We start from the raw sequence: 23,963 nt of genomic DNA on the forward strand, positions 1-23,963 counted from the left end.
GCTCCTACCGTGGACGAATGACGTACCCGATCCGTCCGATTGACGAATCCGAGTGGCCCGCCTACACGCGGGTGCTCGATGAAGGGTTCAACTGGAGACCACAGCCGCGGCAGGCGGAGCGGTGGAAGGCCCAGACCGAGCTTGACCGCACTCTGGCGGCCTTCGACGGCGACCTGATCGCAGGGGTCACCTCCATCCTGAGCTTCACGATGACGGTGCCCGGAGGCCGGCTCCCCGTCGCGGGCGTGACGAGCGTCAGCGTGCTGCCCTCGCACCGCCGCCGCGGCATCCTGTCCGCGCTGATGCGCAGGCAGCTCGCCGACGTCCGCGAGCGCGGCGAGAGCGTCGCCGCCCTGTACGCCTCCGAGTCGGCCATCTACGGCCGCTACGGGTACGGCCGTGCCTCGCAGTCCCTGTTCTTCCGCATCGACAAGACCCGCTCGGCATTCGTCAAGAACGCTCCGACGGACCCGTCGCTCCGGATCAGGGTGGCCAGCCCCGCCGACGTACGCGCGGACCTGGAGAGCCTGTTCGCCTCCGTGGCGACCCGGCGGCCCGGCCGCTACGACCGCAAGCCCGCGATCTGGGACGACGTACTGGCCGACGAGGAAGCCGACCAGCACGGGAACGGGCCGCTGCGCTCCGTCCTCGCCGAGGACGACGGCGGTCTGCGCGGTTACGCGCTGTTCCGCGTCAAGGCGGACTGGGACACGAACGGTCTGCCCGCCGGGGAGCTGAAGCTGCAGGAACTGGAGGCGACCGACCCGGCCGCCTATGCCCTGCTCTGGCGCAGCATCCTGGACCGCGACCTGGTCTCCGAGATCCAGTCTGGCGGCAGACCGGTGGACGACCCGCTGATCGCGCTGGTCGCCGACCAGCGCCGGCTGTGCGCGAGGATGCACGACGAGCTGTGGATACGCCTGGTCGAGGTGGACAAGGCGCTGGCCGCACGCGCCTACTCGGCCTCGGTCGACGTGGTGATCGAGGTCGAGGACGACGTGTGCCCGTGGAACGCGGGACGCTGGCGGCTCACCGCCGACCCGGCGGGCGCCAAGTGCAAGCAGGTCGAGGACGAGCCGGACGTGACGCTGCCGGTGTCCGCGCTGGGCTCGGCGTACCTGGGCGCCGGCCTGCTCGCGGAGTCGCTGGAGGCGGGCCTGCTGCGCGAGCACACCCCCGGCTCGGTGCGCGCGCTGGCCACCGCGATGTCGTGGAGCCCGAAACCGTGGGCGGGTCTGGTGTTCTGACGTAGAGTCGGACGCATGGCCCTGCAAAGCCTGCAGATCACCGCGACCATCGCCATGCGTGCCCGCGAGGTGTCCAGACCGTCGAAGGAGCAGCAGGAGGCCGCCGACCGGCGGCCTCTGCGCGACGAGATGCCCAAGCGCGAGGCCAAGCGCAAGGGTTAGGGCAGCGAGGGCAGCTGGCCGATCGTCTCGTACGTGGTCAGCTGGGCGATGCGCCTGCTGTGCCGCTCGCTGCCGGAGAAGGCCGTGGCCAGGAAGACCTCGACGAAACCGGTGGCCTCCTCGGTGGAGTGCATGCGCGCGCCGACGCTGATCACGTTGGCGTTGTTGTGCTCGCGGGCCAGCCGGGCCGTCTCATCGCTCCAGGCCAGGGCCGCGCGGATGCCGCGCACCTTGTTGGCGGCGATCTGCTCGCCGTTGCCCGAACCTCCGATCACCACCCCCAGGCTCGCGGGGTCACCCGCGACGCCCTCGGCCGCGCGCAGCACGAACGCCGGGTAGTCGTCCTCGGGGTCGTAGACGAAGGGACCGCAGTCGGTCACCTCGTGACCGTGGTCCTTGAGCCAGGACACGAGGTGGTTCTTGAGCTCATAGCCGGCATGGTCGGCACCGATGTAGACACGCACCCGCCCAGTCTTCCACAGGCCCCGCCGATGAGAGTCGCTGGCTAGAGTAAGGACCCCAACGGTTGTCCACCCCTTACGAAAGTAGAGACTCATGCGTGAGATCCGCGTCATCGGCGATCCGGTCCTGCGCACGCCCGCCGACCCCGTGACGGACTTCGACCGCGAGCTGCGCCGGCTGATCGAGGAGATGTTCCAGGCGATGTACGCGGTCAACGGCGTGGGCCTGGCCGGGCCGCAGATCGGCGTGTCGAGGCGGCTGTTCGTGTACGACATCGCCGGGCGCAAGGGCCACGTGATCAATCCGGCGCTGACCGTCGACGACGACGAAGAGGTGATGGACGAGGAGGGCTGCCTGTCCGTGCCGGATCGCCAGACGCGCCAGCCGATCTACGCCCCGGTCGGGCGCGCCGCGGGCGTGAGCGTCGAGGGCCTCGACAGGCTGCAGCGCCCGGTGCGGATCAAGGCCCGCGGGTCGCTGGCACGCTGCTTCCAGCACGAGACCGAGCACCTGGACGGCAAGCTCTACGTGGATCGCCTGCCGCGAAACGAGGCGCGCAAGATCATGCTCAGAGCATAGATTGATCGAATGAGCATACTTTCCGGGAAAGGCGCATTGGTCACAGGGGGATCCAGGGGCATCGGGAAGGCCATCGTGGAGCGGCTGACCTCCGACGGAGCGGAGGTGGTCTTCTGCTACGAGCGCTCAGCGGAGGCCGCCGAGCAGGTCGCCAAGGAGACGGGCGCGCACGCCGTACAGGCGGATCTGGGCAGCAAGGAGGACCTGGCGCGGCTGTTCAGCGCGGCCGAGTCGCGGCTGCCCGGGCTCGACATCCTGGTCAACAACGCGGCCGCCGTGCTCGGGCAGAAGCCCATGGCGGAGATCACGGACGAGGAGTACGAGCGGGTGTTCGCGGTCAACGCCCGCTCGGTCTTCCTGGCCATGCAGTGGGCCGCGCGGGTGATGCGCGACGGCGGGCGCATCGTCAACATCTCCACGCTCAACACCCAGGTGCCCGCTCCCGCCCTGTCGCTCTACTGCGGCAGCAAGGCGGCCATCGAGCAGTTCGCCAAGGTGGCGGCGCGGGAGCTGGGCGGGCGCGGGATCACCGTCAACGCGGTCTCGTCCGGCGCCACCGACACCGACATGCTGCGAGGCGCCAATCCGCCGGAGGCGCTGGCGCAGACCGCGGCGTTCACGGCACTGCAACGGCTCGGGCAGCCTGACGACATCGCCTCCGTGGTCGCCTTCCTGGCCGGCCCCGACTCACGCTGGATCACCGGCCAGAACCTGATCGCCAGCGGCGGTCTGCTCGTCTGACCGGCACTCACTCCGGGGCGCGCCCCAACCCCGGCGCGCCCCTCCCGCTCCGGGTGTCACAACTGCATGGCCTTGGTCTCGAGGTACTCCTCCAGCCCCTGCTCGCCCAGCTCGCGCCCCACGCCCGACTGCTTGTAGCCGCCGAACGGCGCCAGCGGGTTGAACCGGCCGCCGTTGATGGCCACCTGGCCCGTGCGCAGCCGCCGGGCGACCGCGACCGCCCGCTCCTCGGCGCCCGACCAGACCGCCCCCGCCAGGCCGTACTTCGTGCCGTTGGCGATCTGGACGGCGGAGTCCTCGGCCGTGTACGGGATGAGCGACAGCACGGGCCCGAAGATCTCCTCCTGCTCGATCGTCATCCCGGGCTCCACCGCCGCGAACACCGTGGGCTCGACGTAGTAGCCCCGGTCGTGCGGCCGCTCGGTGCCGCCCGCCACGAGCCTGGCGCCCTCCTCCTGGCCCCGGTTGATGTAGCGGACCACGCGGTCGCGCTGGATCGCGGACACCAGCGGGCCGATCCTGGTCGACTCGTCGAACGGGTCGCCCACGGTGTAGCCGCGCGCCGCCTCGACGGCCAGCCGGACGGCGTCGTCGTACTGGTCGCGGTGGACGATCATGCGGGTCCAGGCCGAGCAGGTCTGGCCGGCGTTGACGAAGCAGTTGGCCACGCCGACCTTGACAGCCAGCGCCAGATCGGCGTCGGGCAGGATGATGTTCGCCGACTTGCCCCCGAGCTCGAGCGCGACCCGCTTGACGGACTCCGCGGCCAGCGAGGCCACCCTGCGCCCGGCCGTCGTCGAGCCGGTGAAGGAGACCATGTCCACCTCGGGGTGGGCGGCCATGGCCTCGCCGATGACCGGGCCACGCCCGCTGACCAGGTTGAACACGCCTGGGGGCAGGCCCACCTCGGCGAAGATCTCCGCCAGCGCGTACGCCGCCAGCGGCGCCACCTCGCTCGGCTTGAGCACCACGGTGCAGCCGGCGGCCAGCGCCGGGCCCACCTTGCACACGATCTGGTGCAACGGGTAGTTCCACGGGGTGATCGCCGCCACCACCCCGATCGGCTCCTTGACCACCATCGAGTTGCCGATGCGCGACTCGCGGGGATAGCTCTCGGCCATCTGCGCGTAGGACGACAGAACGGTGGCCGGCATGAGCGTCTGCACCTTGAGCGCGAAGCCCAGCGGCGAGCCCATGTCGGTCGCGATGGTCTTGGCGATCTCCTCGGAGCGCTGCTTCAGCAGCTCGGCGGCGTCGCCGAGGAGCTTGCCGCGCTCCGCGGCGGCCATGTCGGCCCAGCCGGGGAAGGCTCTTCTGGCAGCTGCCGCGGCGGCCTCGACATCATCGGGGGACCCTGCGGGCACCCGGTCGATGATCTCTTCCGTGGCCGGATTGACGACCTCGATGGACTCGTCCGACGCTGAAGCGGTCCAGGAGCCGCCGATGTACAGCTGACGCATAGCCACCATCCTGTCAGCATGTCAGGACGGCACGTAAGGCCCAGCCTGATCCAGGGATAAGTCTCTTACACCGCAAGCAGCGTTCTTCCGTCAGCGTACGATGATTGCCCTGGGGGATGAGGCCCTTAGTCGAATTGCGGCCGCTTCGTCCGGCTGCGCTTCAGCTCGAAGAAGTCATCGAACGCAGTGACAGCCAGCACACCGTCCCAGAGCCGGCCCGCGTCCTCACCTCGGATGATCTTGGTGATCACGGGTCCGAAGAAGGCGTTGGCGCCGACGCGGATGACCGGCGTCCCGACCTCCTGGCCGACGAGGTCGATGCCCTCGTTGTGCGAGGCCCGGATGGCCTCGTCCCACTCCTCGGAGTCGGCGGCGTCGGCGAGCTCCTTCTCGAGCCCCGCGGCCTCGAGCGCGCGCTCCCTGATCTCGCGCAGGCGCTCCGGCTCCTTGCCCAGGCCCTGGTTGTGCAGGAGGGTGCCGAGCTCGGTGTAGAGCGGGCCGACGACCTGCTCACCGTGCTTGGCCGCGGCCGCGGCCACCACGCGGACGGTGCCCATGGCACGCTTGGTCGACTCGCGGTACTCGTCCGGGACGTCCTTGTCCTCGTTCAGGACGGAGAGGGACATGATGCGCCAGCGCGGCTGGACCGGGCGTACTTTCTCGACTTCGAGAAGCCACCGTGACGTCACCCATGCGAAGGGACAGGCAGGATCGAACCACAGGTCCACGGGAATCTTTTCAGTCACGTGTGGCCATAACCTGAGGTGGACCAAGGCATATTCCCATCACGGGTACATACCGGCAAACTTCGATGAAGTGGTGAAAAGGAGCGCAACTTGGCAGGCAACCTGACCCGGGACGAGGCTCGTGAGCGCGCCCGCCTGTTGAAGGTCGAGTCGTACGAGGTCGCACTCGACCTGACGGAGGGAGACGAGCGCTTCGAGAGCGTCACGACGGTCCACTTCACCAACAGCCGCCCGGGCGAGTCCACCTTCATCGACCTGCACGGCGCAAACGTGCGCAAGGTGACGCTCAACGGCAAGGACCTCGACGTGTCGGCGTACGACGCCGACAAGGGGCGCTTCCCGCTCCCCTCGCTGGCCGAGGCCAACGAGCTGCGCGTGGACGCCGACTGCAGCTACATGCGCACGGGCGAGGGCCTGCACCGCTTCGTCGACCCGGTGGACAAGAAGGTCTACCTGCACAGCCAGTTCGAGACGGCCGACGCGCACCGCATGTACGCCTGCTTCGACCAGCCCGACCTCAAGGCCACGTTCCAGCTCACCGTGCTGGCCCCGGCCGACTGGGAGGTCGTCTCCAACGCCGCCGTCTCCAAGGTCGAGGAGCTGCCCGAGCAGAGCGGCAAGCACGGCACGGTGCCGGCGGCCAGGCGGTGGGAGTTCCCGCCCACTCAGGTCATGTCGACTTACATCACCGCGCTGGTAGCCGGGCCTTACCACAAGGTGACCTCCGAGCACGACGGCATCCCGCTGGGGATCTACTGCCGCGCCTCGCTGGCCGAGCACCTCGACCCCGACAACATCCTCGAGGTCACCAGGCAGGGCTTCGACTTCTTCCACCGGGTGTTCGGGGTGCGTTACCCGTTCGGGAAGTACGACCAGTGCTTCGTGCCCGAGTTCAACGCCGGTGCCATGGAGAACGCGGGCTGTGTCACGTTCCTGGAGGACTACGTCTTCCGCTCCCGGGTCACCGACGCGGTGGTCGAGCGGCGCGCGGAGACGATCCTGCACGAGATGGCGCACATGTGGTTCGGCGACCTCGTCACCATGCGCTGGTGGGACGACCTGTGGCTGAACGAGTCGTTCGCCACCTACATGTCCGTCCTCGCCCAGGCCGAGGCCACGAGGTGGGGCAAGGGTGCGTGGACCACGTTCGCGAACGTGGAGAAGTCCTGGGCCTACCGCCAGGACCAGCTGCCCTCGACCCACCCCATCTCCGCGGACATCCCGGACATGCAGGCGGTCGAGGTCAACTTCGACGGCATCACGTACGCCAAGGGCGCCTCGGTGCTCAAGCAGCTCGTGGCCTACGTCGGCCTGGACAACTTCCTGGCCGGCGTGCGCGACTACTTCGCCGAGCACGCCTGGGGCAACACCGAGCTGAAGGACCTGCTCAACGCCCTGGAGCGGACCTCAGGCCGCGACCTGTCGTCCTGGTCGAAGGAGTGGCTGGAGACCTCGTGGGTCAACACGCTGCGGCCCTCGTTCGAGGTGTCCGGCGGCCGGTTCACCAGCTTCGAGGTGCTGCAGGAGGCGCCCGCCGAGCACCCGACGCTGCGCTCGCACCGCGTCGCGATCGGCCTGTACTCGCTGGTGGACGGCGAGCTCAAGCGGACGAAGCGGGTCGAGCTGGACGTGGTCGGCGCCCATACGAGCGTGGCCCAGCTCGTCGGCGAGGAGCAGCCGGACCTGGTGCTGCTCAACGACGACGACCTGACCTACGCGAAGATCCGCCTCGACGAGCGGTCGATGCGCACGCTGGTCGACGGCGGCATCACGGCGTTCACCGAGTCGCTGCCCCGGGCCCTGTGCTGGTCGGCGGCCTGGGACATGACCCGCGACGGCGAGATGGCCACCCGCGACTACGTCAAGCTGGTCGTCTCGGGCGCCGGCACGCTCAAGGACATCACGGTCCTGCAGGCGGTGCTGCGGCAGGCGCGCATGGCCACGCAGCAGTACGCCGACCCGGCCTGGCGGCCTGAGGGCCTGGCGGTGCTGGCCGCGGAGCTGCGCTCGCTGCTCGGCTCGGCCGCTCCGGGCTCCGACCAGCAGCTCGCGTTCCTGCAAGCGTTCGCGCCTGTGGCCGTCTCCGACGCGGACCTCGACGTGCTGCAGCGCATCCTGGACGGCTCCGAGGTCCCCGACGGGCTGAGCGTGGACGCCGACCTGCGCTGGACGCTCACGCACGCGCTCGTCTCCGGCGGGCGGCTGGGCGAGGCCGACATCGACGCCGAGCTGGAGCGTGACCCCACGGCGACGGGTGAGCGTTCGGCGGCGCTGTGCCGGGCCGCGATCCCGACGGCCGAGGCCAAGGCCGCCGCCTGGGAGCGGGTGGTGGGCGGCAAGCTGGCCAACCACATCGCGCGCACGACGATCACGGGGTTCCAGGACCCGCACCACGCCGAGCTGGTGGAGCCGTACCGGGAGAAGTACTTCGCCGAGGTGGGGCGCATCTACCGGGAGTGGACGTTCGACCAGGCGTCGACGTTCGCGGTGGGGTGCTTCCCCGCGCTGCTCATCGAGCCGGAGACCGTGAAGGCGGCCGAGGACTACCTGGCGGCCGAGCAGCCGCCGCAGGCCCTGCGGCGGCTCATCCTGGAGGGCGCCGACGGCGTCAGCCGGGCGCTGCGTAACAGGGAGAAGGACGCCGCGTCCGCCTGACGCGCCGCTTTCGAGGGCCCCCGCCGCCGGCGGGGGCCTTTTCGCGCCCGGGCGGGGTTCACCGAGTTGACGTTGGCAGCTGAGGTGCGGTGTTAGCCTCGGTTACGTGCTGGGCGCCGGGACCACCCTCGATGATCGCTACGTGCTCGCCGGCCGCCTGGGCGGCGGCGGCATGGGCGAGGTGTGGCATGCCGACGACACGGTCCTCGGGCGGGCGGTGGCGGTCAAGGTGCTCATGCCCGCGCTGAGCGAGAGCCCGGCGTTCACCCAGCGGTTCCAGAACGAAGCCCGGGCCATGGCCACCCTCCGGCATCCAGGCGTGGTCGACGTCTACGACTACGGCGTCTGCGACGTCGAGGGCCGCCAGGTGAGCTTCCTGGTCATGGAGTACATCCAGGGCGAGTCGCTCGACCGTGTCCTGCGGCGCGGCCCGCTCGGTCCCGCGGCCACCATGCGGCTGGTCGCCGAGGTCGGCGACGCGCTGGCCGCCGCGCACGCGCAGGGCATCGTCCACCGCGACGTCAAGCCGGCCAACCTCATGGTCAGGCCCGACGGCGGCGTGGTGCTCACCGACTTCGGCATCGCCCACTCGGCCTCGGCAGGCCACCTGACGGCCACGGGCACGATGCTCTGCTCGGCCGGCTACTGCGCTCCGGAGATGGCCACGGCCAGCGAGGTGACGCCCGCGGTCGACGTCTACGCCCTCGGGGTCGTCGCGTACGAGTGCCTGACGGGCCGGCTGCCCTTCCAGGGCGACACGCCCGTACAGATCATCTTCAAGCACCTCAACTCCCCCGTCCCGCGACTGCCCGACGACGTGCCGCCCGCGCCGCGTCAGGTGGTGTCGCGGGCGCTGGAGAAGACGCCCGACCGGCGCTGGCAGACGGCCACGCTGATGGCGGAGGCCGCCCGCAGGGCGCTGGCCGCCCCGGACACGCCGCAGCCCACGCCGCGCCCCCACCGCGCGCTGCGGGCGGTGCTCACGATGGCCGCCGCCGTGGTGGTCTCGGCGGCCGTGGCGGGCTCGATCTGGCTGCGGCCCGCCCAGCAGGCGAGCACCGAGGAGGTGCCGCCGACCGTGGACGTCACCGTGGTCACCGCGCTCACCTCGCCGCCGTCCTCGAGCGCCGCCAGGCCTTCCACGTCTCCGGCCAGGCGCGTCCCCACCTCCAAGCCGGGCCACACCACCACGCCCGTGCCGAGCCCCAGCGCCACGGTCAGCACCACCCCGACCAGGACGCCCACCCCCACGCCGACCACCTCAGAGCCCAAGCCCCCGACCGAGCAGCCGACCACGCCCGGCCCCGAGGAGCCGCCCCCGTCCTCCGACCCCACGGTCAGCGCCCCGACGGGGGAGATCCAGTGCATCCGCTCCCCGTGTCCTTGATCATTCTCAACCGCTCGCCGGCCATGAGAGAGTCGTCGGGTGGACTCGACTCGTGACCTGCTCATCGCTCTTGCCCACCGCTATGCCTTCGCCGACCTCGGTGCACTCGCGCCCACCGCGGAGATCGCCGGAGTGTGCGAGTTCGGCCACCGGCTGCTCTCGCTCGACGCGGAGGACTTCGCGGCCGAGGCCAAGGGCGTCCCGGCCGACCTGCGGCGGCGCGCGCGGGCGTGCCACATGCCGCAGACGCCGCGCGAGCAGCCCCGCGGGGCGCTCGACTCGTTGCGGCCCGCGTACGGCCTGCTGCTCGAGGTGATCGCCGTACGGTGGCACCGGCGCGAGCTGAGCCCGATGATCGCCGCGGTCCACATCGCCAGCGAATACCTGCCGCTGCTGGCCTTCGAGCCCCATCTCGGCCACGCCGGCGACCCCGTCCGCTGGCCCGACGGGCTGAGCGCGCCGGGGAGCCGCTTCGGCGTGATCGGCGACCGGGAGTGCGACCACACCAAGTCCGAACAGTCCGCGACCAACCGGACGTTGCGGGTCTCCACGGAGCCCGCCGAGGGCTGGCGCGCGTACTTCGACCGGCAGCACAGCCAGGTGGCCGGCGCGCTCGCCGTCTGCGTCGCCACCTGCCGCAACCCGTGCACGGCCATGGACTGGATCTCGCCGGAGCCCCGTGCCGACCTTCAGCTCCGCGCCCGCACGGCGCTCGCCTTCGCCGAGACCCCGCTCGTCCGGTTGCGGCACGCCGCTCCGGTGGGGCACGGATTCGGGGTGCCGTCGCCGGAGGAGGTGCTTGACGCCTGGGAACGCAGCCGCGGCGCGCTCGACAAGAACGCCGTCGGAGCCTCGGCCCTCAAGGACGACGGGTTCCCGCTGCCTGGGCTGCCGGCGCTGTTCTCGGCCATCGCGGCTGCGCCGATCGAGCCGGCGACGCTGCTGAGCGGGGTCAGCGAGCACATCGTGGGACTCCTCGAACGCCTCTAGCCAGCGCCGGAGGCTGCGGGGATCAGCGGCGGGCAGTGGCTTGTTCGGCGAGGGCGGCGATGCCGTAGAGGAGGCCGCCCACCAGGTCGCCGACGCTGAACGCCGTGGCCATCGACATCGCCGTCAACCGGCAGGCCCCGTCCGGCAGCCGCCTCCTGGCGCGCTCCCCCGTCACGATCTCCAGGGCGCGGCCGCGCGGGTCCACGAGGATCACCACGGCGTCGCCTGCCTCCTCGCCCAGTGCGGCGTGCAGGCGTTCGGCGAAGTGGCGGCGTGAGCCCACCGGCTCCCCGAGGAACACCCCGAAGCGGAGCCCGCTGCGGCGTTCCGCGGCGAGCATGGCCCGTCTGACGTCGTCGGCCTGGGCGACGGTCAGTCCTCGCATCGTCACCTCACCATCCGGCGGAGGCCCCGCCGACGTGCCTGCCGGGCTCGGCCCTCTCGGCGGCGGCCACCCAGTCGTGCTCGGGGACGTCCGCCCAGTGCGCCACCCGGTCGGTCAGCACCAGGTTCGAGGTGCTGACGCCGCGCTCGCTCCTGGACGGGCCGCCCAGCCACACCGGACCGGACTCGATCCGGCGCTGCGCCCCGCGGCCGGGCAGCATGACCAGCAGGCTGATCACCACGAACAGCCCCAACGACACCCCGATGAGGAAGAGCAGAATCTCGCCCGCGCTGTGCACACAAGAAACGTAATCCCGATGCTCGCACCGGGCCAGCCCCACCCCGGGAGTGTCCACCAGGTAAGATCAAAAGCGAGACGACATCTCTAGAGAAGAATGTAGAACATACCCGCATAACGCGCGTGGAACACGATGAGCTGGGCCATAAAACTATGGACAGGGCAACACTAGGAATCGTTCCGATCTCCGAGCTACGGTGAGTTACGTGGACTCCGACAACCAGCGAGAAGACGGTCACAACGCGTCACCGATCTGGGTGAGCGACCGGCCAGAGAGCGAGCAGACCGCCGCCGCGAAGCCTTCGGCGCCCACCTCCACGTACGCGCCGGTCGAACGCGCGTCCGTGCGTAGCCTGCTGCAACAACCACGCTTTCGCCGCCTGCGCAACCGTGTGCTGCTGGCGATCGCCGTCGCCGTGGTGGTGGGCTTCCTTGTGAGCGACTGGCGGGTGGGCGTGACCGCGGGTGTGATCGCGGCCATCCTGGAGGCGGTCTATCGCGCGCGTTCCCACTCCTCCGTGCCGGCCTGGCGGCGGACGTCCGTGGCGGAGCGCCGCACCGAGGCGCAACTGCGCAAGCTCGAGCGCAGCGGCTACCGCACGCTTCACGCCAGGGCCATCCCCAACAGCGAGGCCCAGATCGACCACCTCGTGGTGGGCCCGACCGGCGTGTACGCGGTCGACTCCGAGAAGTGGGACAAACGCCTGCCGGTACGCGTGCAGATGGGCAAGAAGCTCTTCCACGGCCCCTTCGACAAGAAGGCCCGCCTCACCGAGGCCAAGTGGGAGGCGTCGCAGGCCAGCGAGCTGATCACCCAGTCGTTCGGCCGCGAGGTCTCGGTCGTGCCATCGCTCGCCATCTACGGCCCCCCGGTGCCGTGGAAGATCATGACCATCCGCGGCGTGGACGTCTACCAGGGCGACCGCGCCCGCAGGTGGATCACCAAGCGGGAGCGGGCGCTGACCGACGGCGAGATCGACCGGATCTACGACATCGCCGCCCAGGTCCTCCCCGCCCGGTACGGCGACGACTAAGCCGGCTCTCCGGCGTCCGACGCCAGTCGGGCGCCGAAGTCGTCCAGGGCGGCGGCCAGCTGCGCGCTCGGCGGCAGCTTCTGGGGCAGGCGCGAGTACAGCGCGGTGCCGAACCCGGCGATGCGCACGATGTGGTCGATGAGCGCCTCCCTGTCACGCGGCCACGGGAACGAGGGCTGAGCGATCAGCAGGGAGACGCAGCCGTGCACGGCCGACCACAGGCCCAGCGCGACCTCCTCGGGATCGCCCTCGAGCACGCGGGTCTCCACGCAGGCCGAGACCGCGTTCACCATGTGACGGAAGCACTCGGCGGCAGCCGGGGGCACGCCCGGCCCCGTTGAGGCCCGCATCATCAGCACCCTGTACTGCACCGGGTGCTCCAGGGCGAAGCGGGCGTACGCGCGCCCGCACTTGCCCAGGGCGATGAACGGGTCACCGCCCAGGTTCTCGCTGAACATCCGGCCGAACTCGCCCCAGACCCGCATGCACACCGCTTCGACGAGCGCCTCCTTGTCGGCGAAGTGCATGTAGACCGACGGCGTGGACACCCCTGCCCGCATGGCGACCGCGCGCAGGGTGAGCGCGTCCTCGCTGCCCGACTCGGCCAGCAGGTCCTCCGCCGCGCGCAGGATCTCCTCCCGCAGCAGCATGCCTTCTCCGCGTCTGGCACGTACGCGTCTGGTGGTCATGATCTCAGGTTGACGCCGTCAGGTTAACGATGTCAAGCTGATCTCCTATGGGGACTTTTCGGGAAGCGACCGCATTGACCGCTCGCGGCGACGGCGAGTTCGATGCCGTGCTGGACGCCCAGTGGAGCGTCGGGAACCGGCTGCACGGCGGCTACCTGCTGGCCGTGCTCGCCAGGGCCGCGACCGAGAGCGCGGCGGGCGCGGGCCATCCGCACGTGACGGCGGTCAGCGGCTCCTTCATCGAGCCGCCCGAGCCCGGCGAGGCCCTGGCGCAGGTGGAGACGCTGCGGGTCGGCAGGAGCGTGGCCCAGGTCAGGGCCACGCTGGTGCAGGAGGGCCGCACGCGCGTCGAGTCGCACATCACGCTCGGTCTGCTGGACGACTCGGACCCCTGGTGGTCGGCGCACGAGCCGGTCGAGCTGCCTCCCGAGGACCGGTGCTTCCTGGCCCCGACCGATCCCCCGGGCACGGACCTCACCGTGCCGCTGATGTCCGTGGTCGAGGAGCGCATCGTTCCCGAGCACCTGTCCTTCGCGTTCGGCGCCCCCGCCAGGCGCGGCGTCATCGCGAGCTGGCAGCGGCTGGCCGACGGCTCGGACTGGGACCCGCTGAGCCTGCTGGTGGCGCTCGACCCGGTGCCGCCCGTGTCGTTCGACCTGGGGCTGTCCGGGTGGGTGCCGACGATCCAGCTGTCGGCGTACATCCGCAGGCTGCCCGCTCCCGGGCCGATCAGGGTACGGCTGTCGGCCACGGACGTCGGCGGCGACCGGATGGATGAGGCGGCGCACATCTGGGACGACAAGGGCCGCCTGGTGGGCCAGTCGACCCAGCTCGCCGCCGTGCGGCTCCCTGCCCAGCCCTGATCTCCCGCGGGTCTAGCGGTAGATCTCCGGGATCGAGCCGCACCACGGGAAGAACTCGCCCCGACCGGCCCTGGTGATGTCGCCGCACACTCCGACCTGGGTGGGCCGCTCGGCGCCCTTGGCGTACAGGATCAGCACGGCCTTGTCCAGCGGGTACTGCCGGGGCGAGCCCGCGCCGAAGTCGAGCGCGCCCGTGGCGCCCTCGATGGCGTGCCCGCTCTCGTCCGGTGTGTGCAGGGTGCCGAGCTGCCGCCAGACGGTGTAGGAGTTCACCGGCACGCGGTGCCGCTCCTTGCCGAGCCGCCGGATCGCGGTGATCATCGTCTCCGTGGCGTCGTAGGTCAGGGCGGCGTGCCCGTCCAGCGTCCGCCCCGGCCCCGGCTCCTTGCATTCGAACGGGAACGTGGCGAACAGGTCCGCGTAGAAGTCATGGCGCTGCGGCTCGCCGCACTTGTTCGGCGCCGCGGCGAACGACTCGTAGTAGTACCCCACACCGCTGACCTCCGACCTGACCCGCACGTCGGCGACGTACCTGGTGACGTCGTCGCCGCCGAGGATGACCGGCGGCGCGCCCCCGCACTTGTCGGCCACGCCCTTCACGAACTCGGCGAAGTCGGGAATGCCACGCCCGGCGAAGTACACCAGACCGTCGAACCCGCACGCCGACACCCCGGCGTCCCTGGGCTCCCCCGCGTAGGCGTCGTCGCTCCTGTCCTCGGGACCCGGCTTGGCGCCCCCGACGGGCGTGAACCTGAACCCCTCGACCGCGAAGCCGCGCTCCTCGAGCCGGGCCAGGACCCGGCTCTTGAGGTTGGAGGCGTAGTAGTCGGTCACGTCATGCGAGTAGTACACCCGGGCCTTGCGCGCCACCTCACCCTTCTTGACCAGCGAGTCGGCGAAGGCCGCCGCCATCCACGCCTGCCTGGAGTTCTGCGGGGCCACCTGGAAGTAGAACGGCGACTCGTTCACGAGGCGGTCGGCAGACAGCGTGGAGGCCACCATCGGCAGCCCGGCCTTGCCCAACTCCTGGATGGCGGCGACGGTCTCCTGGCGGCTCTGGTCCAGCCCGACCACGCCCACGATGGGCGCCTCCTCGTCGCGGTAGCGCAGCAGCAGCCTGGCGATGCTCGAGCCGTGCTGCATCCTGCCGCCCGCGTTCGCGAGCAGGATGCGGACGAGCGGCTCGCTGGGCCCCGCGGAGCCGTTCTGCCGCTTCTGCGCGATGGCCACGCCCGCCAGGCCCTCGCGGGCGGCGGCCAGCGTGTCCCGGTCCGTCGAGGTCAGCGCCGCCAGGTAGACGATCGTCACGTACGGCCGCTCGCTGGCCGCGTGGAGTTGGGCGGCCCGCTCGTTCTCCCGCTGGAGCACGGTCTGGACCTGCCGGATCTCGGCGTTGCCCGGCGAGAACAGGTAACTGGGCTCGGCCACGCCCACGCACTCGGTGCCGGCCAGCTGCCTGCCGCTCTCCGTCCACGGCGTCCACAGGCCGGTGGCACAGGCGGTCCGGTGCCAGGCGGCGGTCTGGCCCGCGTACGCGCCGACCGCGCCGGCCAGCGCCATCCAGAACAGCGCGATGGCCGTCCACGACGACCACCAGGGCGCCATGCGGGCGGGCGGCACCCAGGTGGCGTCCGTGACGTCGTACCTGGACAGGTCAGAGGGGGCGGGCGGCGCCGAGATGGTCAGCGGCGTGTCGAGCACGCGCCGCCAGGAGGCGGGGTCCTCGGCCGTGACGAGCTCGCGCCGCCAGCGGATGAGCCGCCACAGCGGCTCCTCGTCGTCCTCGAGGAGAACCGCGTCGGACTTGTACGAGACCACCACGACCGGGTCGAACCTGCCGAGGTCCGCGCGCCGCTCCTCGATGAGCTCCACCAGCCCCCCGCCGTTCTCGTTGAGCAGCAGGAGCGGGTAGAAGACGTGGCCCGCCCCGCGCACGTGCAGCGGTGAGCGCCGGTACTGCCTGATCAGGTCGTCCATGAACGCGCGCAACAGCAGTCGCGACACGCGCCGCTCGTCGCCCGGGTCCAGGTCGGCCAGCAGGGCCACGACGCCGGGCGGCTTGGGGTCGTCCTGCGACAACGCGCGCCGCAGCCAGCGGAAGCGCCCGCCGAGGCCGGGCACGCGCCCGCTGAGCCGCAGGTCGTGCAGGAAGCCGGGTAACAGCTTGAGCAACAGGTTGACCGGGAAAGGGACGTGCTCGGCGCCCCGGTCGGCCGTGTCGACGCCCCATCCCCAGTTGCGGTCGGACTCGCGCAGGACACGCCGTGCCTGGTCCACGTTTCCGTGGGACTCGGCCAGCCGCGCCACGAGCTGGGCGGTCAGCTCGTAGCGGGGGAAGCGCAGCCTGGTGCCGCGCAGCGCGGTGACGATCCGGGAGAGGGTCTCCGGCACCGGCTCCCCCGGCTGGATGTCGGGGCGCGCACGTGGAATCCCCGGCGAGATGACGTGGACGGACTGCCGCCCCTGCGGCGTCAGGATCTCCGGCCAGTCGCCTGCCTCGCTCAGCTCGACCAGCGGGATCCCCATGCGGTCGATGTGCTGCCTCTTGTCCTTCCCCTCCCGCCACCTGGCCAGCAGCGGCTGCCTGGCGGCGTGCGGCGAGTCCTGGACCCCCTCGCCCCTGGCCGGCCTGCGGCACAGGCGGTCTAAGGTATGGATGAAGTTGCCGATCCTGGCGGGATCGTCGAGCATGACTGCCCCGTTGCTCATTTGATCTCTGTAACACGAGTCCGGCCGCGGACGGCGTCTTTTTCGGGCTCGATCCGGTAACCAACTGTCCGATGTGTGGACACGCGTCTCAGGTGCCGGGCAGGTGGCCGTAACATGTGAAGACTCGCTAGCGATGGGAGATGCGCAATGCCCGCCCTCAGGTCACGTACAGTCACCCACGGCAGGAATATGGCCGGTGCCCGGGCCCTGCTCCGGGCGACCGGCGTAGCCGGGAGCGACTTCGGCAAGCCGATCATCGCGGTGGCCAACAGCTTCACCCAGTTCGTGCCGGGTCATGTGCATCTCAGGGATGTCGGCGACGTGGTGTCCGCGGCGATCAGGGAGGCCGGGGCGATCCCGCGGGAGTTCAACACGATCGCCGTGGACGACGGCATCGCGATGGGCCACGGCGGCATGCTCTACTCGCTGCCGTCGCGCGAGCTGATCGCCGACGCCGTGGAGTACATGGTCAACGCGCACTGCGCCGACGCGCTGATCTGCGTGTCCAACTGCGACAAGATCACGCCGGGCATGCTGCTCGCCGCGTTCAGGCTGAACATCCCGACGATCTTCGTCTCCGGTGGCCCCATGGAGGCAGGCAAGGCCCTGGGCAAGAAGCTCGACCTGATCGACCCCATGATCGCCTCCGCCGACGACTCCGTCTCGGACGCCGAGCTGCTGGAGCTGGAGGAGAGCGCCTGCCCGACCTGCGGCTCGTGCTCCGGCATGTTCACCGCCAACTCCATGAACTGCCTGGCCGAGGCCATCGGGCTGGCGCTGCCGGGCAACGGCACGATCCTGGCCACGCACAAGGCGCGCAAGAAGCTGTTCGAGGACGCGGGCCGGCAGCTCGTCGAGATCACCCGCCGCTACTACGAGGACGACGACGAGTCGGTGCTGCCGCGCTCGATCGCCACCCGTGACGCGTTCGAGAACGCCATGACGCTCGACGTCGCGATGGGCGGCTCGACCAACACGATCCTGCACATCCTGGCCGCCGCCCGCGAGGCCGGGGTGGACTTCGGGCTCAAGGAGATCAACGAGCTCTCGCTGCGGGTCCCGTGCATCTGCAAGGTCGCCCCGGCCACGGCCAAGTACCACATCGAGGACGTCCACCGCGCCGGCGGCATCCCCGCCATCCTGGGCGAGCTCGACCGGGCCGGGCTGCTGCACCGCGACGTGCCCACCGTGAACGGCGGCACGCTGGCCGACCTGCTGGCCTCCTGGGACGCGAAGTCGCCGACGGTGCTGCCCGAGGCCGTCGAGCTGTGGCACGCGGCCCCCGGCAACGTCCGCACGGTCAAGGCGTACTCGCAGGACAACCGCTGGGACGACCTCGACCTCGACCGCGCGGCCGGGTGCATCCGTGACCTGGAGCACGCCTACACCGCGGACGGCGGCCTGGCCATCCTCTACGGCAACATCTCGCGTGACGGCGCGGTGGTGAAGACGGCCGGCGTGGACGAGTCGATCTGGAAGTTCAGCGGCCCCGCGGTGGTGTTCGAGTCGCAGGACGACGCGGTCGAGGGCATCCTCGGCGGGCGCGTCAAGGAGGGCGACGTGGTGGTCATCCGCTACGAGGGCCCCAAGGGCGGCCCCGGCATGCAGGAGATGCTCTACCCGACGTCCTTCCTGAAGGGCAAGGGGCTCGGCAAGGCCTGCGCGCTGGTCACCGACGGCCGCTTCTCCGGCGGCACCTCCGGCCTGTCGATCGGCCACGCCTCGCCCGAGGCGGCCGAGGGCGGCGCGATCGCGCTGGTCGAGGACGGCGACATCATCGACATCGACATCCCCAACCGGTCGATGGAGCTGCGGGTGCCCGAGGCCGAGCTGGCCGCGCGGCGCGAGCGGCTCCTCGCGGACCTGGGCGGATACCGGCCGCGCGACCGCAACCGGCCGGTGAGCGCGGCGCTGCAGGCGTACGCGGCGATGACGACGTCCGCGTCCACCGGCGCCTCGCGCGATCTTACCCAGTTGTCGCGGTAACTTCGGCCTGTGCGGCAGGCGACAGGGTTCTTACCTGCCGCACAGGTTTTCGAAAAATGTCGGTCCTCATCCCTATTCTTGGGGTATGACGACAGTCGTGAAGCACGATACTCGCCCGCTGACGACCGCCGAGATCGCCGCCCTCGCCCTCTCCCTCGCCCACCTCGGAGCGGGCCCCCAGGCCGTCACCGCACGGCGTGGCCTGCAGCACGCGTTCGAGCACCTGGAGCTCGACGACGACGTCATCGCCACCACGCTCACCACCCTGACCGAGCCCCTGCCCGTGGAGGTCGCCTCCAGGGCCAGGCTCATGGCCGACGCCATCACCAGCCGCCTGATGATCCGCCTGCACTACCGCGATGCCTCGGGCACAGTCACCACGCGCGACGTCGAGCCGGTGACGTGCCTGGTCCACCGCGAATACTGGTATCTGGTCGGCGTGTGCAGGATGCGCCGGGCGATCAGGGCGTTCAGGTTCGACCGGATCATCGCGGTCGAGCCCACGCTCACGCCGTCCCGCCCGCACCTGGCTGACCGGTTCCTGCCGTTTCAGCGGAGAAAGCGCACCAGGGCCGCGTAAGAAACTGGCCTGCGCTTGACCAGCCGCGCCCCCGGCCTTTGGGGTGGCGAGTGACAGGCTCCGGCACATGCGTGTTCGGAGGTTCTCGCTCGTCCCTGCCCTCCTGGCCGTGGCCGGCTGTGCCGGCCCTTCGATAGCCGTCCCGCCCCCGGTCGCCCCCGTCCGGCAGACGGGCGGGATCGTCGTCGAGAGCGTGCTGTCCGTTGCCGCACGGCGCGCTCTCGACCTGACCCTGGATCACTACCTGCGCGACCGTCCCGGTCGCGCGGCGCTGGCCGTCTACGACCGGACGACCGACACCAGGTACGCCTTCCGCGAGCGCACCCCGTTCATGCTGGCCAGCGTGGCCAAGGTGGACATCCTGCTGGCGTTCCTCCTCACCAAGCGCGGCGGGCTGAGCGACTACGAGCGCGACCTCGCCTCCCGGATGATCCGTGACAGCGACAACGACTGCGCGGGAGAGCTCTACATGACGATCGGCGGCCGGGACGGGTTCGCCAAGGCCCTGCGCCGGCTCGGCCTCGAGCACACGGAGCCGGGACCGGGGCTCTACTGGGGGACCACCCTCAGCCGCCCGTCCGACCAGGTGAAGGTGCTGGAACAACTCACCGACCCCGCGGGGCCGCTGCCGGCCCGCGACCGGCGCTACGCGCTGAAGCTCATGTCCACCGTGCAGCCGTCGCAGGCGTGGGGGGTCAGCGCGGCCGGCGGCGAGGTGGCGCTCAAGAACGGGTGGCTGCCCGCCGACGCGCACGGCGGGCTGTGGACGGTCAACAGCGTGGGACACCTCCACGTGCGCGGGCACGAACTGCTGATCGCGGTCCTTTCGGAGCGCAGCCCGACCATGGAGACGGGAATCGCCACGGTCGAGCGGCTCTCCCGGCTGGCCGTGGACGCGCTGGCGGGACCCGAGGAGATCGTCAGCGCCGCCAAGGTGTTCTAGGAGGCGCAGCACCCTCCGCCGCAGCAGCCGCCGCCACTCGCCTTGGGCGCGGCCGCGCCGCCCGTCATCGACACCGTGGACAGCAGCTTCACCGTGTCGTCGTGCCCCTCGGGGCAGGTCGCCGGGTCGTTGGAGGCCGACATGGGACGGGAGACCTCGAACGTGGAGCCGCAGGCGCGGCAGCGGAAGTCATAACGCGGCATGCGCCTAAGAATAATTCACGTGGGCGTAGTCGGACACGGGCTCGTAGCCGATCGACTGGTAGATGGAATTGCTCGTGGGGTTGTTGAGGTCGGTGAACAGCACCACCTCGTCGCAGCGCTCCGCCAGGCCGGCCGCGCTGGCGTGCGCCGTGACCGCGGCGCCGTAGCCGTTCCTGCGGCACGAAGGCGGCGTGTAGACCGGGCCGATGCGGCAGACTCCGCCGGCCGCCGGGGAGAGCCCGGCCAGCGAGACCGGCGCCCCGCCCGCCTCCCAGACGAACAGCTCGCGGGCCGCGAGCCGCCGCGACACCCGGTCGGCCACGTCGCCATCGCTCATGCCCACCTCCTCGCCGAACGCGTGATACCAGCTCACCAGCAGCGGGAAGTCCGCCGGCACGGCGAGCCTGCCGTGGCCCGGCACGTCGGGCACGGCGAGCGCGCCCAGACGGTAGAGCCGCTCCGGCACCACCCGCTTGGGCGCGCCCAGCACCCGCTCGGCCTCCGCGGTCAGCTCGACCCGGCCGAACACCCCCGGGAGCGCGCCGCCGAGCGCCTCGATGAGCGGCGCGACGGCCTCGACGGGCATGTCGGCGAGCCCGACGGGATGCGGCGGCGTCTGGAAGAACGCGCCCCGCAGCTCGCCACCGGCCCTCCACCAGCCGAACCGGGGATCCTTGGCGGGCATGCCGGCCCGCAGGTTGGCCAGGACGGTGAGCGCGACCGTGTTGCGCACCGGGTCGCCGAGCAGGAACGGCTCGGCGACCGCGGCGTACTCCTCAACGTCCGAGGTTAAGGTCCACATGCCTACTCATGGTGTCAGGCATCGGCATGCGGGGACAAAGCGGTTTCAGGCCGCGGCCTCGAGGTAAGGCGCCCATTGCGGGTCTCCGGCGAGCGAGGCGCCGATGAGCCTCCAGTGGGCGCCCCGTGGCACCGACGGGTCGACGCGCAGCGTCCACCCCAGCTCCTCCAGGTATTTGTCGGCCTTTCTGTGGTTGCACGTGGTGCAGGATGCGACGCAGTTTTCCCAGGTGTGGGTGCCGCCCCTGGACCGCGGGATGACGTGGTCGATGGTCTCGGCCCGCTGCCCGCAGTAGGCGCAGCGGTAGTCGTCGCGCCGCATGAGGGCGGCCCTGGTCAGGGGGATGCGGGACCGGTAGGGGATCCGGACATATCTCCGGAGCCTGATCACCGAGGGGACGTCGAGCGTACGGCTCGCGGAGCGCAGCACCGCGCCCCTGCCGTCACGGTGGACGACGTCGGCCTTCTCCCGCAGCACCAGCACGACGGCGCGGTGCAGCGAGAGGGTGGTGAGTGGCTCGTAGGTGGCGTTGAGCAGCAGGACCTGGCGCATCATCGGGCCTCTCCCTGCTGCGCGCGTATCAAAGGGGACATGCCGCGGCATGTCCCGACTGTCGGCCCCTCCTGGGGCACTCGTGCTTCCGTCACGTGGACCTCCGCCGGACGGTCCAGCGGATGGTCACCACGGCACCGTCCTGTCACCAAGTCTGGCGTCTGCAGCGTGGTCCCCGCCACCCCAAAAACCTCCAGCCGGAATGGACCAGAGGGACACGCGATACGGTTTATGCCCGCTTCACCAGCGCTTTACGCATGTCCTTTGGCAGTAGGGTTCCCAGCATGAAGCTGGAGCCGTACCCGACCGCACGCCGCGAAGACACCGTCGACATCCTGCACGACACGCCCGTGCCCGACCCTTATCGGTGGCTCGAGGATCCAGACAGTCCCGAGACGAAGGGATGGCTGCTCGGGCAGGCCGAGCTGTTCAGCCGGCAGCGCGGGGAGCAGCGGTTCAAGAGCCGCATCGCCGAGCTGCTCAGGTCCGGCTCGGTGGGCGCGCCGGCCTGGCGCGGCGGGCGCCACTTCTTCTCCCGCCGCACGCCCGACCAGGAGCACGCCGTCTACTACGTCGTCGAGCCGGACGGGACCGAGCGGGCTCTGATCGACCCGATGGCGATCGATTCGTCGGGGCTGACCACGCTGGACGCCGTGCAGCCCGACAAGGAGGGGCGGCTGCTGGCCTACCAGATCTCCGTGGGCGGCGACGAGGAGTCGATCCTCTACGTGCTGGACGTCACGACGGGCGAGCGGGTCGAGGGCCCGATCGACCGCTGCCGCTACTCCCCCGTCGCCTGGCTGCCCGGCGGGGAGGCCTTCTACTACGTACGCAGGCTGCCCAGCACCGAGGTGCCGGAGAACGAGAAGCAGTTCCACCGCCGCGTCTACCTGCACCGCGTCGGCACCTCCACCGAGGACGACGTGATGATCTTCGGCGAGGGCCTGAAGATGACCAACTACTACGGCGTCTCGGTCTCGCGTGACGGGCGCTGGCTGCAGGTGTCGGCGCACGAGGGCACCGCGCCGCGCAACGACATCTGGGTGGCCGACCTGACCGCGTCCCCGATCGACCGGCCCGACCTGCAGGTCGTGCAGGAGGGCGTGGACGCGCAGGTGGGGCTGTCGTTCGGCCGCGACGGCAAGCTCTACATCCACACCGACCGCGACGCGCGCAGGGGTCGCGTGTGCGTCGCCGACCCGGCCGCTCCCGCCTTCGAGAACTGGCGCGACCTGATCCCCGAGGACCCCGAGGCGGTGCTGAGCGACTTCGCGATCCTCGACGACCTGGAGCGCCCGGTCATGCTGGTGGGCTGGACCCGCCACGCCATCAGCGAGATCACCGTCCACGACCTGGAGACCGGCGAGCGCGTCGGCGAGGTGCCCACGCCGGGGCTCGGCTCCATCGGCAGCATCACCGAGCGGCCCGAGGGCGGCTACGAGGCGTGGTTCGGCTACACCGACAACACCACGCCGCCCACCATCCAGCGCTACGACGCCAGGACGGGCGAGACCACGCTCTGGGCGTCCTCCCCCGGCGCGGTCGAGGTGCCCCCCGTGCGCACCTCGCAGGTCGTCTACCGATCCAAGGACGGCACCGACGTCCGCATGCTGGTCATCTCCCCCGACGACGACACCGCGGGCCCGCGCCCCACCATCCTGTACGGCTACGGCGGCTTCGGCCTGTCGATGACCCCCGGCTACTCCGCGTCCGTCCTGGCCTGGGTCGAGGCCGGCGGCGTCTACGCCATCGCCAACCTGCGCGGCGGCGGCGAGGAGGGCGAGGACTGGCACCGCGCGGGCATGCTCGGCAACAAGCAGAACGTGTTCGACGACTTCCACGCCGCCGCCGAGCACCTCATCGCCACCGGCGTGACCACGCCCGAGCAGCTCGGCATCTCCGGCGGCTCCAACGGCGGCCTGCTGGTGGGCGCCGCGCTGACGCAGCGCCCCGAGCTGTACGCGGCCGTCGTCTGCTCGGCGCCGCTGCTCGACATGGTCAGGTACGAGAAGTTCGGGCTCGGCGCCACCTGGAACGTCGAGTACGGCACGGCCGAGGACCCCGAGCAGTTCGGCTGGCTGCTGGGCTACTCGCCCTACCACCACGTCAAGGAGGCGGTGCCGTACCCCGCGACGCTCTTCACCGTCTTCCAGTCCGACACGCGCGTGCACCCGCTGCACGCGTGGAAGATGTGCGCGGCGCTGCAGCACGCCTCGGCGGGCGACCGCCCGGTGCTGCTGCGCAACGAGACCGAGGTGGGGCACGGCGCGCGGTCGGTGAGCAGGACGGTCGACCTGTCGGCCGACACGCTGACCTTCCTCGCGCGGCACACGGGGCTGTAGTTTCGGCGGCATGAGCGAGCTGGGGCCGGCCATGGTCGAGGCCACCCCAGCGCTGCGCTGCGGCCCCACGTGACGCGGCTGTGCACGTCCCCCGTGCCCCATTCGGAGACGGCGATGCCGGGGGCCGTGCCCATCCTCGCGCTCGGCGC

General features: G+C 70.9%; 23 protein-coding genes. 13 read left to right on the forward strand and 10 right to left on the reverse strand.

Annotated elements, in window-relative coordinates; all coding sequences use genetic code 11:
* Window positions 1-17 precede the first annotated feature (17 nt).
* Together ACIBVN_RS13765 and ACIBVN_RS13770 are read left to right on the forward strand one after the other, a co-directional pair.
* Entirely contained in the window at window positions 18-1,247 is a 1,230-nt protein-coding gene (locus ACIBVN_RS13765; protein ID WP_397136035.1) for a GNAT family N-acetyltransferase, read from the forward strand.
* A 15-nt stretch (window positions 1,248-1,262) separates the two neighbouring features.
* The gene (locus ACIBVN_RS13770; protein WP_397136037.1) at window positions 1,263-1,409 is read left to right on the forward strand and encodes a hypothetical protein; all 147 of its coding nucleotides are present in this window, start codon (window positions 1,263-1,265) and stop codon (window positions 1,407-1,409) included.
* Here ACIBVN_RS13770 and ACIBVN_RS13775 read toward each other — a convergent pair.
* Entirely contained in the window at window positions 1,406-1,873 is a 468-nt protein-coding gene (locus ACIBVN_RS13775; protein WP_349452178.1) for a ribose-5-phosphate isomerase, read from the reverse strand. The two genes, ACIBVN_RS13770 and ACIBVN_RS13775, sit on opposite strands and share 4 nt — an antisense overlap.
* Window positions 1,874-1,964: 91 nt before the next feature.
* On the opposite strand from ACIBVN_RS13775, the gene def reads away from it, so the two are divergent.
* Both def and ACIBVN_RS13785 read left to right on the forward strand, forming a co-directional pair.
* Window positions 1,965-2,450, forward strand: coding sequence for a peptide deformylase (gene def / locus ACIBVN_RS13780; protein WP_397136040.1), 486 nt, complete (start codon window positions 1,965-1,967; stop codon window positions 2,448-2,450).
* Window positions 2,451-2,459: 9 nt separating this feature from the next.
* A complete protein-coding gene (locus tag ACIBVN_RS13785) occupies window positions 2,460-3,191 on the forward strand; it encodes an SDR family oxidoreductase (RefSeq protein WP_397136042.1) in 732 nt (243 codons plus the stop codon).
* A gap of 56 nt (window positions 3,192-3,247) precedes the next feature.
* Here the strand turns inward: ACIBVN_RS13785 and ACIBVN_RS13790 are convergent, their stop codons facing one another.
* Window positions 3,248-4,651, reverse strand: coding sequence for an aldehyde dehydrogenase family protein (locus tag ACIBVN_RS13790; RefSeq protein ID WP_397136044.1), 1,404 nt, complete (start codon window positions 4,649-4,651; stop codon window positions 3,248-3,250).
* Window positions 4,652-4,776: 125 nt separating this feature from the next.
* Window positions 4,777-5,397 carry a disulfide bond formation protein DsbA gene (locus tag ACIBVN_RS13795; protein ID WP_397136046.1) on the reverse strand — a complete coding sequence of 207 codons (621 nt, stop codon included), beginning with the start codon at window positions 5,395-5,397 and terminating at the stop codon, window positions 4,777-4,779.
* A gap of 90 nt (window positions 5,398-5,487) precedes the next feature.
* Between ACIBVN_RS13795 and pepN the strand changes: the two genes are divergently transcribed.
* The 3 genes from pepN (at window position 5,488) to ACIBVN_RS13810 (ending at window position 10,429) form a co-directional block, all read left to right on the forward strand.
* Window positions 5,488-8,052: an aminopeptidase N gene (pepN, locus tag ACIBVN_RS13800; RefSeq protein WP_397136048.1), complete on the forward strand. Its 2,565-nt coding sequence runs from the start codon at window positions 5,488-5,490 to the stop codon at window positions 8,050-8,052.
* A 106-nt stretch (window positions 8,053-8,158) separates the two neighbouring features.
* Window positions 8,159-9,439 (forward strand): serine/threonine-protein kinase, encoded by a 1,281-nt coding sequence (locus ACIBVN_RS13805; protein WP_397136049.1) that lies wholly within the window; start codon window positions 8,159-8,161, stop codon window positions 9,437-9,439.
* 39 nt (window positions 9,440-9,478) lie between these two features.
* Complete coding sequence (locus tag ACIBVN_RS13810; protein WP_397136051.1) at window positions 9,479-10,429, forward strand: hypothetical protein; 951 nt, start codon at window positions 9,479-9,481, stop codon at window positions 10,427-10,429.
* 22 nt (window positions 10,430-10,451) lie between these two features.
* Here ACIBVN_RS13810 and ACIBVN_RS13815 read toward each other — a convergent pair whose 3' ends face one another.
* Together ACIBVN_RS13815 and ACIBVN_RS13820 are read right to left on the reverse strand one after the other, a co-directional pair.
* Window positions 10,452-10,814, reverse strand: a complete 363-nt coding sequence (locus ACIBVN_RS13815; protein ID WP_397136053.1) for a DUF5130 family protein — start codon at window positions 10,812-10,814, stop codon at window positions 10,452-10,454.
* A 7-nt stretch (window positions 10,815-10,821) separates the two neighbouring features.
* Window positions 10,822-11,112 carry a hypothetical protein gene (locus tag ACIBVN_RS13820; protein WP_397136054.1) on the reverse strand — a complete coding sequence of 97 codons (291 nt, stop codon included), beginning with the start codon at window positions 11,110-11,112 and terminating at the stop codon, window positions 10,822-10,824.
* Between the two features lie 205 nt (window positions 11,113-11,317).
* Between ACIBVN_RS13820 and ACIBVN_RS13825 the strand changes: the two genes are divergently transcribed.
* On the forward strand, window positions 11,318-12,145 hold the full coding sequence (locus ACIBVN_RS13825) for a nuclease-related domain-containing protein (protein WP_397136056.1): 828 nt from the start codon (window positions 11,318-11,320) through the stop codon (window positions 12,143-12,145).
* Here ACIBVN_RS13825 and ACIBVN_RS13830 read toward each other — a convergent pair.
* Window positions 12,142-12,834 (reverse strand): TetR/AcrR family transcriptional regulator, encoded by a 693-nt coding sequence (locus ACIBVN_RS13830; protein WP_397136058.1) that lies wholly within the window; start codon window positions 12,832-12,834, stop codon window positions 12,142-12,144. The genes ACIBVN_RS13825 and ACIBVN_RS13830 overlap by 4 nt on opposite strands.
* A 47-nt stretch (window positions 12,835-12,881) precedes the next feature.
* Between ACIBVN_RS13830 and ACIBVN_RS13835 the strand changes: the two genes are divergently transcribed.
* Entirely contained in the window at window positions 12,882-13,697 is an 816-nt protein-coding gene (locus ACIBVN_RS13835) for a thioesterase family protein (RefSeq protein WP_397136060.1), read from the forward strand.
* Between the two features lie 12 nt (window positions 13,698-13,709).
* Here ACIBVN_RS13835 and ACIBVN_RS13840 read toward each other — a convergent pair whose 3' ends face one another.
* On the reverse strand, window positions 13,710-16,406 hold the full coding sequence (locus ACIBVN_RS13840) for an ABC transporter substrate-binding protein (protein WP_397136061.1): 2,697 nt from the start codon (window positions 16,404-16,406) through the stop codon (window positions 13,710-13,712).
* A gap of 147 nt (window positions 16,407-16,553) precedes the next feature.
* Between ACIBVN_RS13840 and ilvD the strand changes: the two genes are divergently transcribed.
* The 3 genes from ilvD to ACIBVN_RS13855 all read left to right on the forward strand — a co-directional run bounded on the left by ilvD (window position 16,554) and on the right by ACIBVN_RS13855 (window position 19,915).
* On the forward strand, window positions 16,554-18,392 hold the full coding sequence (gene ilvD, locus ACIBVN_RS13845; protein ID WP_397136063.1) for a dihydroxy-acid dehydratase: 1,839 nt from the start codon (window positions 16,554-16,556) through the stop codon (window positions 18,390-18,392).
* Between the two features lie 85 nt (window positions 18,393-18,477).
* Window positions 18,478-18,972, forward strand: coding sequence for a WYL domain-containing protein (locus tag ACIBVN_RS13850; RefSeq protein ID WP_349452193.1), 495 nt, complete (start codon window positions 18,478-18,480; stop codon window positions 18,970-18,972).
* Between the two features lie 67 nt (window positions 18,973-19,039).
* On the forward strand, window positions 19,040-19,915 hold the full coding sequence (locus ACIBVN_RS13855) for a serine hydrolase (RefSeq protein WP_397136065.1): 876 nt from the start codon (window positions 19,040-19,042) through the stop codon (window positions 19,913-19,915).
* On the opposite strand, the gene ACIBVN_RS13860 is transcribed toward ACIBVN_RS13855, so the two are convergent.
* From ACIBVN_RS13860 to ACIBVN_RS13870, 3 genes are read right to left on the reverse strand one after another with little or no spacing between them, the layout of a single operon-like run.
* Entirely contained in the window at window positions 19,912-20,118 is a 207-nt protein-coding gene (locus tag ACIBVN_RS13860; RefSeq protein WP_397136067.1) for a zinc ribbon domain-containing protein, read from the reverse strand. The genes ACIBVN_RS13855 and ACIBVN_RS13860 overlap by 4 nt on opposite strands.
* Window positions 20,119-20,122: 4 nt before the next feature.
* A complete protein-coding gene (locus tag ACIBVN_RS13865) occupies window positions 20,123-20,920 on the reverse strand; it encodes a GNAT family N-acetyltransferase (RefSeq protein WP_397136069.1) in 798 nt (265 codons plus the stop codon).
* Between the two features lie 45 nt (window positions 20,921-20,965).
* Window positions 20,966-21,472, reverse strand: coding sequence for an HNH endonuclease (locus ACIBVN_RS13870; RefSeq protein WP_397136612.1), 507 nt, complete (start codon window positions 21,470-21,472; stop codon window positions 20,966-20,968).
* A gap of 284 nt (window positions 21,473-21,756) precedes the next feature.
* On the opposite strand from ACIBVN_RS13870, the gene ACIBVN_RS13875 reads away from it, so the two are divergent.
* The gene (locus tag ACIBVN_RS13875) at window positions 21,757-23,814 is read left to right on the forward strand and encodes a prolyl oligopeptidase family protein (RefSeq protein WP_397136071.1); all 2,058 of its coding nucleotides are present in this window, start codon (window positions 21,757-21,759) and stop codon (window positions 23,812-23,814) included.
* Window positions 23,815-23,963: the final 149 nt, after the last annotated feature.

The sequence above is a fragment of the Nonomuraea sp. NPDC049400 genome (assembly GCF_044466425.1).
Taxonomy (GTDB): domain Bacteria; phylum Actinomycetota; class Actinomycetes; order Streptosporangiales; family Streptosporangiaceae; genus Nonomuraea.

Excerpts from the sequence above, each read along its gene's own strand:
- ACIBVN_RS13855 (WP_397136065.1), top strand. The coding sequence starts at position 19,040 with ATGCGTGTTCGGAGGTTCTCGCTCGTCCCTGCCCTCCTGGCCGTGGCC.
- ACIBVN_RS13770 (WP_397136037.1), top strand. The coding sequence starts at position 1,263 with ATGGCCCTGCAAAGCCTGCAGATCACCGCGACCATCGCCATGCGTGCC.
- ACIBVN_RS13850 (WP_349452193.1), top strand. The coding sequence starts at position 18,478 with ATGACGACAGTCGTGAAGCACGATACTCGCCCGCTGACGACCGCCGAG.
- ACIBVN_RS13790 (WP_397136044.1), bottom strand. The coding sequence starts at position 4,651 with ATGCGTCAGCTGTACATCGGCGGCTCCTGGACCGCTTCAGCGTCGGAC.
- ilvD (WP_397136063.1), top strand. The coding sequence starts at position 16,554 with ATGCCCGCCCTCAGGTCACGTACAGTCACCCACGGCAGGAATATGGCC.
- ACIBVN_RS13860 (WP_397136067.1), bottom strand. The coding sequence starts at position 20,118 with ATGCCGCGTTATGACTTCCGCTGCCGCGCCTGCGGCTCCACGTTCGAG.
- ACIBVN_RS13765 (WP_397136035.1), top strand. The coding sequence starts at position 18 with ATGACGTACCCGATCCGTCCGATTGACGAATCCGAGTGGCCCGCCTAC.
- ACIBVN_RS13815 (WP_397136053.1), bottom strand. The coding sequence starts at position 10,814 with ATGCGAGGACTGACCGTCGCCCAGGCCGACGACGTCAGACGGGCCATG.
- ACIBVN_RS13835 (WP_397136060.1), top strand. The coding sequence starts at position 12,882 with ATGGGGACTTTTCGGGAAGCGACCGCATTGACCGCTCGCGGCGACGGC.
- ACIBVN_RS13830 (WP_397136058.1), bottom strand. The coding sequence starts at position 12,834 with ATGACCACCAGACGCGTACGTGCCAGACGCGGAGAAGGCATGCTGCTG.
- ACIBVN_RS13785 (WP_397136042.1), top strand. The coding sequence starts at position 2,460 with ATGAGCATACTTTCCGGGAAAGGCGCATTGGTCACAGGGGGATCCAGG.
- ACIBVN_RS13875 (WP_397136071.1), top strand. The coding sequence starts at position 21,757 with ATGAAGCTGGAGCCGTACCCGACCGCACGCCGCGAAGACACCGTCGAC.
- def (WP_397136040.1), top strand. The coding sequence starts at position 1,965 with ATGCGTGAGATCCGCGTCATCGGCGATCCGGTCCTGCGCACGCCCGCC.
- ACIBVN_RS13870 (WP_397136612.1), bottom strand. The coding sequence starts at position 21,472 with ATGCGCCAGGTCCTGCTGCTCAACGCCACCTACGAGCCACTCACCACC.
- ACIBVN_RS13840 (WP_397136061.1), bottom strand. The coding sequence starts at position 16,406 with ATGAGCAACGGGGCAGTCATGCTCGACGATCCCGCCAGGATCGGCAAC.
- ACIBVN_RS13865 (WP_397136069.1), bottom strand. The coding sequence starts at position 20,920 with ATGTGGACCTTAACCTCGGACGTTGAGGAGTACGCCGCGGTCGCCGAG.